Origin of the sequence: Streptomyces nanshensis (assembly GCF_001751255.1) — a bacterium.
In the GTDB taxonomy this organism is placed as follows: Bacteria; Actinomycetota; Actinomycetes; order Streptomycetales; family Streptomycetaceae; genus Streptomyces; species Streptomyces nanshensis_A.
Genome location: NZ_LJGW01000184.1, coordinates 1 through 7,863 on the forward strand (window position 1 = coordinate 1; position 7,863 = coordinate 7,863).

Below are 7,863 nucleotides of genomic sequence, written 5' to 3' on the forward strand. Positions count from 1 at the left end.
GCGGCCGTCCCCGCGTACGGCGCCGGTGCGCACGGTGTGCCGGTCGGTGCCGCGCTTCCCGCCCGGGCCCGAGCTCGAGGGCGCCGCCGCGTACACATGGTCGGGGAAGCGTGCGGGGTGCGGGGCCGACTCGCCCTGTGCGTCCGGCTGTCGGGACCGCTGCCCCGCGAACTCCGGCTGCCCGTGCGCCTGTTCGGGGCTCGCTCCCCGTTCCGGCTGCGGGCGTCCCGGTGTTCCGAGCCGCATCGTCGAGGAGGCGCCGGCCGCCGGGGTCCCGCCCTGCGCGACGGACTCCAGCAGGGCCTTGGCGCGCTCCGCGCCGGCGCGCTGTGCCGGGTCCTTCGCCAACAGCTCGGCGAGGACGGGCCCGAGCGGTCCCGCGTGCCGCGGTTCGGGCAGCGGCTCGACGACGATCGCATTCAGCGTCGACCAGGTCGAGGTACGGCGGAAGGGCACGGAGCCCTCGACGGCCGCGTAGAGCGTCGCGCCCAGCGCCCAGACGTCGCATGCGGCGCTCGGTGCTTCGCCGCGCGCCCGCTCGGGCGCCAAGTAGTCGAGCGAGCCGACGAGTTCGCCGCTGCCCGTCAGCCGGGTGTTCGCGCCGTCGTCCGGGTCCTCCACGGCGGCGATGCCGAAGTCGGTGAGGACGACGCGGTCGGTGCCGTTCTCCAGCAGCACGTTGCCCGGCTTGACGTCGCGGTGCAGCACGCCCGCACGGTGCGCGGCGGCGAGCGCGTCCATCACCTTGGCCCCGATGGCGGCGGCCTCCCGCGGCGCCACGGTGCCGCGTTCGCGGAGCACGTCGTCCAGCGACGGGCCCTCGATCAGCTCCATGACGATGATCGGGCGGCCGTCGTGCTGGGTGACGTCGTGGACGGCGACGACGCCCTCGTGCCGTACGCGCGCCGCGGCCCGTGCCTCGCGCTGCATCCGGGTGCGCAGCTCTTCCAGTTCCTCCGGGGCCGCGTCCGTGAAGGTGCGCAGTTCCTTGACCGCGACCTGGCGGCCCAGCACCTCGTCCGCGGCCCGCCAGACCATGCCCATGCCGCCGCGGCCGATGCGGCCCGTGACGCGGTAGCGGCCCGCGAGGAGCCTGCCCACCTCGTCCGGGTCCGCTCCGGCGCTCTCCGGTCCCGTGCCGCCGCCCCCACCGCCCGCCGGCGGCTGCTCCCCCGGTGTCCGCACTGCTGGTCCCCTTCGTCTCCCGGCGAAGGGCCAGACTACGGTGCCGAGTTGGGTCCCGTCTCGGCGCTGCGTCCGCTCAGACCGTCGAGGTCCGCGCGGGTCAGCCCGGAGTACCGGGCGACCTCGCCGGGCGAGAGGGCGCCGCAGTCCAGGCCGCGCAGCAGATATCCGGCGAGGGCGCGGGCGGTGGCCGGTTCGTCCATCACCGCGGCGTCGGCGCCGGCGTTGCCGGTGTAGGCGGCGAGGCGTGCGGCGGCGCGCTCCATGCCCTCGCGGTAGAAGGCGTAGACGGCGGCGTACCGCGTCGGCAGATGGCCGGGGTGCATGTCCCAGCCCTGGTAGTAGGCGCGCGCCAACGACCGCCGTACGAGGGCGTGATGGTGCCGCCAGGCCTCGTGCACCCGTGAAGTCGGCCCGGTCGGGACGATGTTGGTCGAGCCGTCGGAGAGGCGCACGCCCGTCCCCGCGGCGGCGGTCTGCATCACGGCCTTGGCGTGGTCGGCCACGGGGTGGTCCAGCGCCTGGTGTTCGGCGCTCACTCCGCACGCGGCGCTGTAGTCGAAGGTGCCGTAGTGGAGGGAGGTGGCCCTCCCCCCGGCGGCGTCGATCATGAGGGCGACGGTGGCACGTCCGTCGGCGCCCAGGACGGACTGCGTGGTCTCGATCTGGATCTCGAACCCGATCCGCCCGTCCGGCAGTCCGCGCGCCTTCTCGAACTCGCCGCACAACTGCGCCATCGCCGCCACCTGTTCGGGGTGGCTGACCTTGGGCAGCGTGAGCACCAGCCCGTCCGGCAGCTCTCCGGCCTCCAGCAGACCGGTGAGGAAGATGTCGAGGGTGCGGATGCCTCGGTCGCGTACGGCGGCCTCCATGCACTTCATGCGGATGCCCGTGTACGGGGGCGCGACGCCCTCCGCGCACGCCTCGCGCACGAGCCGGGCGGCGCGGGCGGCGGCCGCGTCCTCCTCCGCGTCGGGGCGGTGGCCGTAGCCGTCCTCGAAGTCGATGCGCAGATCCTCGACGGGTTCGCGCTCCAGCTTCGCCCGTACGCGGTCGTGCACGGGGGCGGCCAGTTCGTCCGGCATTCCCAGGACGGCGGCCAACGACCGGGCGTCCGGGGCGTGTTCGTCGAGCAGTTCGAGTGCCTGGTCGCCCCAGGCCCGTACCGTACGGGCCGAGTACGCGTCGGCGGGCACATAGACGGTGTGCACGGGCTGGCGGGTGGCCGGCTCTCCGGGATAGCGGCGGGCGAGTTCGTCGTCGACGGGGGCGAGGCGGGCGGCGAGGGCGTCGCGTACGCCGGGCTGAAGACTCGTGGCCGCGGTCCCGTCCTCGCTCACACTGACCCCTCTCGTCTCCGCTTAACTTTCCGCTCAACGGAATCAACAATTCGTAGAACGAAGCTATCCAGGGCGCTCGGGCGGGGTCAACCAGGCGTCCACGCTGCCCGTTGCGGCGGCCGGGACTCCCCGCCACGGCAGCGCGCCGCCCCCGTACGGCTCGAACGTACGGGGGCGGCGCGGCAGTCGGCGGAGCCGAACGGTGCGGAGAGGGGTCAGCCCTTGCGGGTCTTGACCTCCTCCGTCAGCTTCGGCACGACGTCGAAGAGGTCGCCGACGACGCCGTAGTCGACGAGGTCGAAGATCGGGGCCTCGGCGTCCTTGTTGATGGCCACGATCGTCTTGGACGTCTGCATGCCGGCCCGGTGCTGGATCGCCCCGGAGATGCCGGTGGCGACGTAGAGCTGCGGGGAGACCGTCTTGCCGGTCTGGCCGACCTGGTTGGAGTGCGGGTACCAGCCGGCGTCGACGGCGGCGCGGGAGGCGCCGACGGCCGCGCCGAGGGAGTCGGCCAGCTCCTCGATGACGTGGAAGTTCTCGGCGCCGTTGACGCCGCGTCCGCCGGAGACCACGATCGCGGCCTCGGTCAGCTCGGGGCGTCCGCTCGACTCGCGCGGCGTACGCGAGACGACCTTGGTGCCGCTCGCCTTCTCCCCGAAGGAGACCGCGAGCTGCTCGACCGTACCGGCCGCCTGGGCGGCCTCCGGCGCGGTGGAGTTGGGCTTGACCGTGATGACCGGAGTGCCCTTGCTGACACGGGACTTGGTGGTGAAGGCGGCGGCGAACACGGACTGCGTGGCCACCGGCCCCTCGTCGCCGCTCTCCAGGTCGACGGCGTCGGTGATGATGCCGGAGCCGATACGCACCGCGAGACGGGCGGCGATCTCCTTGCCCTCCGCGGAGGAGGGGACGAGCACGGCGGCCGGGGAGACCGCGTCGTAGGCGGCCTGCAGCGCGTCGACCTTCGGCACGACGAGGTAGTCGTCGAACTCGGCGGCCTCCGCGGCCAGTACCTTCACCGCGCCGTACTCGCCGAGCGTCGCGGCAGCCTGGTCGGCGCCGGGCCCGAGGTGGACGGCGACGGGGTCGCCGATGCGGCGGGCGAGGGTGAGCAGTTCGAGGGTCGGCTTGCGGACGGCTCCGTCCACGTGGTCGACGTAGACAAGGACTTCAGCCATGGGATTGCTCCTGCGGAAGAGTGGGGCGGTGGTGACGGGCGGTCTCTCGCGTCGCTCGGGCGGGCCTCAGATGAACTTCTGGCCCGCGAGGTACTCGGCGAGCTGCTTGCCGCCCTCGCCCTCGTCCTTGACGACGGTGCCCGCGGTGCGCGCCGGGCGCGGTGTGGCGTCGTCGACCTTGGTCCAGGCACCCTCGAGCCCGACCTCGTCCGCCTCGATGTCGAGGTCGTCCAGGTCCAGGGACTCCACGGGCTTCTTCTTCGCCGCCATGATGCCCTTGAAGGACGGGTAACGGGCCTCGCCCGAGAGGTCGGTGACGGAGACGACGGCCGGCAGGGACGCTTCGAGCTGCTCGGTCGCGGCGTCGCCGTCGCGCCGCCCGTTGACCTTGCCGTCGGTGACGGAGACCTCGGACAGCAGCGTCACCTGGGGGACGCCGAGGCGCTCGGCGAGCATCGCCGGAAGCACGCCCATGGTGCCGTCGGTGGAGGCCATGCCGCACACGACCAGGTCGTATCCGGTCTTCTCAACTGCCTTGGCCAGTACGGCCGAGGTGCCCATCGCATCGGTGCCGTGCAGGTCGTCGTCCTCGACGTGCACGGCCTTGTCGGCGCCCATGGACAGCGCCTTGCGCAGCGCGTCCTTCGCGTCGTCGGGGCCGACGGTGAGCACGGTGATCTCCGCGTCGTCGGCGTCCTCGGAAATCTGGAGGGCCTGTTCCACCGCGTATTCGTCCAGCTCCGAGAGCAGGCCGTCCACGGACTCGCGGTCGGTGGTCAGGTCCTCGGCGAAGTGCCGGTCGCCGGTGGCGTCGGGCACGTACTTCACACAGACAACGATCCTCAAGCTCACGCCGGCTCTCCTACTGCTTGTCCTACGGTCCGGTCCGTCGCTGAACCGGCACCCCGTGTCTCGATATTACTCGCCAGTACACACAGCGCGTGCCCGGTTCTCAAGGCCCGGAACTGTGACCTTGCCAACCCATGGGCTTCGCGGGAGCACCAAGGCAACTCAATCACGGCAGCCGCCCGGCGGCGCCGTCGGTGACCGCGCTGTCACGGTGCCGAGGCGGTCCGCGAGGGTCAAGGAAGAGCGGGACCGGTGCGAGATCAATCACGGGGCGGCGGCGCGGAGTCGGGGCTTGCGGCACCGGCCGCTCCCCCGCCGGAGTCCGCCGGGTCGCCCTCCTCGCCCTCGCCCTCGGCCTCGCCCTCGGCCAGGGCCGCGCCGAGCGCCGCGATGACGTCGGCCGTACGGGGCTGCCCGTAGGCGCGGCCGACCTCCCGTCCGGCGGCGTCCAGTACGAGGACCGCCGGGGTGCGGACGATGCCCAACTCCCGTACGAGGCCCAGGTGTTCCTCGGCGTCGATCTCCGCGTGGCCCACTCCGGCGACCATCGCGCTCACCTCGTGCAGGATGCGCCGCGTCGCCCGGCACGGCTGGCAGAAGGCGCTGGAGAACTGCACCAAGGTCGCCCGGCGGCCGAGTGCGCCGATGCCGAGCGCGGCGGGATCCAGGCGCGCGCCGCCCGTACCGTCCGACTGCTGCCGCATCTCACCGCTCCTCTCGCCGTCCGTCTGCCCCGTCCCCCGGGGTGCTCATGATCCTCGGGGCCCGTCCGTTCCGTTCCGCTGCCCCCTCGTCAACCTCCCCCTCAAGCCTGCCTCGCCGTACGGCACTTACGGCATGTACGGGCATTCCCGCCCGGCTCCGCGCGGTCGCGGCGACCGGAGCCGCACGGGGTGTGGTCCTCACGGGCCCGATGAGGAACCATCGGCGGCGGACAGAAGTTACGCATCCGTAGGTACGACCGCGCACCTGGCGGGAGCCACTCCCTCCCAGGACGGACAGGAAGGCTCCCGACATGGCAGAGCTCGTCTACCCACCCGTGATCGCCACCGCCCGCGCCTGGTTCAAGGCGCTGGACCTGCGCTTCGACATCCAGGGCACGGAGCATGTGCCACTGCGCGGCGGCGCGCTGCTGGTGAGCAATCACATCAGCTATCTGGACTTCATCTTCGCCGGCCTCGCCGCCCTGCCCTCGAAGCGGCTGGTGCGCTTCATGGCGAAGGAGTCGGTCTTCCGGCACAAGGTCTCCGGGCCGCTGATGCGGGCGATGAAGCACATACCCGTCGACCGCTCCCAGGGCGAGGACGCCTACCGGCACGCGCTCAGATCGCTGGACTCCGGCGAGGTCGTGGGGGTCTTCCCCGAGGCGACCATCTCGCGCTCGTTCACGCTCAAGGAGTTCAAGTCCGGTGCGGCGCGGCTCGCGCAGGAGGCGCGGGTGCCGCTGGTGCCCATGGCGCTGTGGGGGACGCAGCGGCTGTGGACCAAGGGCCACAAGCGGGACTTCGGGCGCAACCACTTCCCCGTGGGCATACGCGTCGGCGAACCGCTGCACCCCGGGGCGGACGAGCAGCCCGAGGGCCTGACCTCGCGGCTGCGGGAGCGGATGCAGGAGCTGCTGGAGGCGGCGCAGCGCGCCTATCCGGGCAAGCCCTCGGACCCGAAGGACACCTGGTGGCTGCCCGCGCACATGGGCGGGACGGCACCGACGCCGGCCGAGGCGAAGGCGATGTAGCGTCCGCGGCGCGGCCCCGCGAGGGCCCGTGGGCCGCGGTGCCGCGCCGCCGGCCGGTGCGTCAGCGGCCCATCTCCTCGCGCAGGGCGGCGACGAATCCGTCGACGTCCTGCTCGGTGGTGTCGAAGGAGCACATCCAGCGCACGTCGCCGGCCGCCTCGTCCCAGAAGTAGAAGCGGTAGCGCTTCTGCAAGCGTTCGCTGACCTCGTTCGGGAGGCGTGCGAAGACGGCGTTGGCCTGCACGGGATAGAGGATCTCCACGCCGTCGACGTCCCGGACGCCGTCCGCGAGGCGGCGGGCCATCGCGTTGGAGTGGCGGGCGTTGCGCAGCCACAGGTCGCCGGAGAGCAGGGCGTCCCACTGCGCGGATATGAAGCGCATCTTGGAGGCGAGCTGCATCGACAGCTTCCGCAGATGCTTCATCGCGCGGACCGCGTCCGGGTCGAGGACGACGACGGCCTCGCCGAAGAGCATGCCGTTCTTGGTGCCGCCGAGCGAGAGGACGTCGACGCCCGCGGCGTTGGTGAAGGCACGCATCGGACGGTCCAGGGCGGCGGCCGCGTTGGCGATGCGGGCGCCGTCGAGGTGGACCTTCATGCCGCGCTCGTGGGCGTGGTCGCAGATCGCCCGGATCTCCTCCGCCGTGTAGACGGTGCCCAGTTCGGTGCTCTGGGTGAGGGAGACGACCTGCGGCATGGCGCGGTGCTCGTCGTCCCAGCCGTGGGCCTCGCGGTCGATGAGCTCCGGTGTGAGCTTGCCGTCCGGCGTGGGCACGGTCAGCAGCTTCAGGCCGCCGACGCGCTCCGGGGCGCCGCACTCGTCGACGTGGATGTGCGCGCTGTCCGCGCACACGACGGCGCCCCAGCGGTCGGTGAGCGCCTGCAGCGAGATCACGTTGGCGCCCGTGCCGTTGAAGACCGGATAGGCCTCGGCACGTGCGCCGAAGTGGCTGCGGACGGTGCGCTGGAGGTGCTCGGTGTACTCGTCGGCGCCGTAGGCGGACTGGTGCCCGCCGTTGGCGAGGGCGAGCGCCGCCAGGATCTCCGGGTGCGCGCCGGCGTAGTTGTCGCTGGCGAATCCGCGGATGCCGGGGTCGTGGCGGCGCTTCGCGTCGGTCGCGTCCGTACTCAGGGCTTCGGGGTCAGCCACAGGCGTTGTCCGTTCACTTCCTCGGTGGGCTCGCTCCATGTGCCGGCGACGGCCTCCGCCAGATCCGTCACGTCGGTGAAGCCCGCGAACTTGGCCTTCGGGCGGTCGGCCCGCATCTGGTCGTGCACCAGGGCCTTGACGACAAGGATGGCAGCCGCGGCCTGCGGCGGCCCCTCGCCCCCCGCCTTGCGGAAGGCGTCGGCGAGGGCGAGCGTCCACGCCTCGGCGGCGGCCTTGGACGCGGCGTAGGCGGCGTTGCCGGCCGTCGGCTTGCCCGCGCCCGCGGCGCTGACGAGCAGATAGCGGCCGTTGCCGCTGCGTACCAGCGGGCCTTCGAAGGCGAGCGAGGTGTGCTGCACCGTACGGATCAGCAGATCGTGCAGGGCGTCCCAGTCCGCGAGGTCGGTCTCGGCGAAGGACGGCGAG

Annotated in this window: 6 protein-coding genes and 2 pseudogenes (1 of these 8 only partly in view); 1 reads left to right on the plus strand and 7 read right to left on the minus strand. The window is 72.6% G+C overall.

Annotated features, from left to right (window positions below):
• From AN218_RS11120 to AN218_RS11140, 5 genes and pseudogenes are all read right to left on the minus strand, one after another.
• The coding region (locus AN218_RS11120) for a serine/threonine-protein kinase (protein ID WP_244900401.1) at window positions 1-1,101 on the minus strand (1,101 nt) is incomplete at its 3' end.
• A 119-nt stretch (window positions 1,102-1,220) separates the two neighbouring features.
• The gene (locus tag AN218_RS11125) at window positions 1,221-2,525 is read right to left on the minus strand and encodes a DUF6986 family protein (RefSeq protein ID WP_070016647.1); all 1,305 of its coding nucleotides are present in this window, start codon (window positions 2,523-2,525) and stop codon (window positions 1,221-1,223) included.
• Between the two features lie 215 nt (window positions 2,526-2,740).
• Window positions 2,741-3,703: an electron transfer flavoprotein subunit alpha/FixB family protein gene (locus AN218_RS11130; RefSeq protein ID WP_070016648.1), complete on the minus strand. Its 963-nt coding sequence runs from the start codon at window positions 3,701-3,703 to the stop codon at window positions 2,741-2,743.
• A gap of 66 nt (window positions 3,704-3,769) precedes the next feature.
• The gene (locus AN218_RS11135) at window positions 3,770-4,555 is read right to left on the minus strand and encodes an electron transfer flavoprotein subunit beta/FixA family protein (protein WP_079132043.1); all 786 of its coding nucleotides are present in this window, start codon (window positions 4,553-4,555) and stop codon (window positions 3,770-3,772) included.
• A 365-nt stretch (window positions 4,556-4,920) separates the two neighbouring features.
• Window positions 4,921-5,256, minus strand: a pseudogene (locus tag AN218_RS11140) (thioredoxin family protein); the annotation flags it as partial.
• Between the two features lie 311 nt (window positions 5,257-5,567).
• Between AN218_RS11140 and AN218_RS11145 the strand changes: the two are divergent.
• On the plus strand, window positions 5,568-6,287 hold the full coding sequence (locus tag AN218_RS11145) for a lysophospholipid acyltransferase family protein (RefSeq protein WP_070016650.1): 720 nt from the start codon (window positions 5,568-5,570) through the stop codon (window positions 6,285-6,287).
• Window positions 6,288-6,348: 61 nt separating this feature from the next.
• On the opposite strand, the gene AN218_RS11150 is transcribed toward AN218_RS11145, so the two are convergent.
• Together AN218_RS11150 and AN218_RS11155 are read right to left on the minus strand one after the other, a co-directional pair.
• The gene (locus AN218_RS11150) at window positions 6,349-7,437 is read right to left on the minus strand and encodes a threonine aldolase family protein (RefSeq protein WP_420855962.1); all 1,089 of its coding nucleotides are present in this window, start codon (window positions 7,435-7,437) and stop codon (window positions 6,349-6,351) included.
• Window positions 7,416-7,863: pseudogene (locus AN218_RS11155) on the minus strand (SDR family NAD(P)-dependent oxidoreductase) (it continues 336 nt past the right edge of the window). The gene AN218_RS11150 and the pseudogene AN218_RS11155 overlap by 22 nt, the downstream one beginning before the upstream one ends.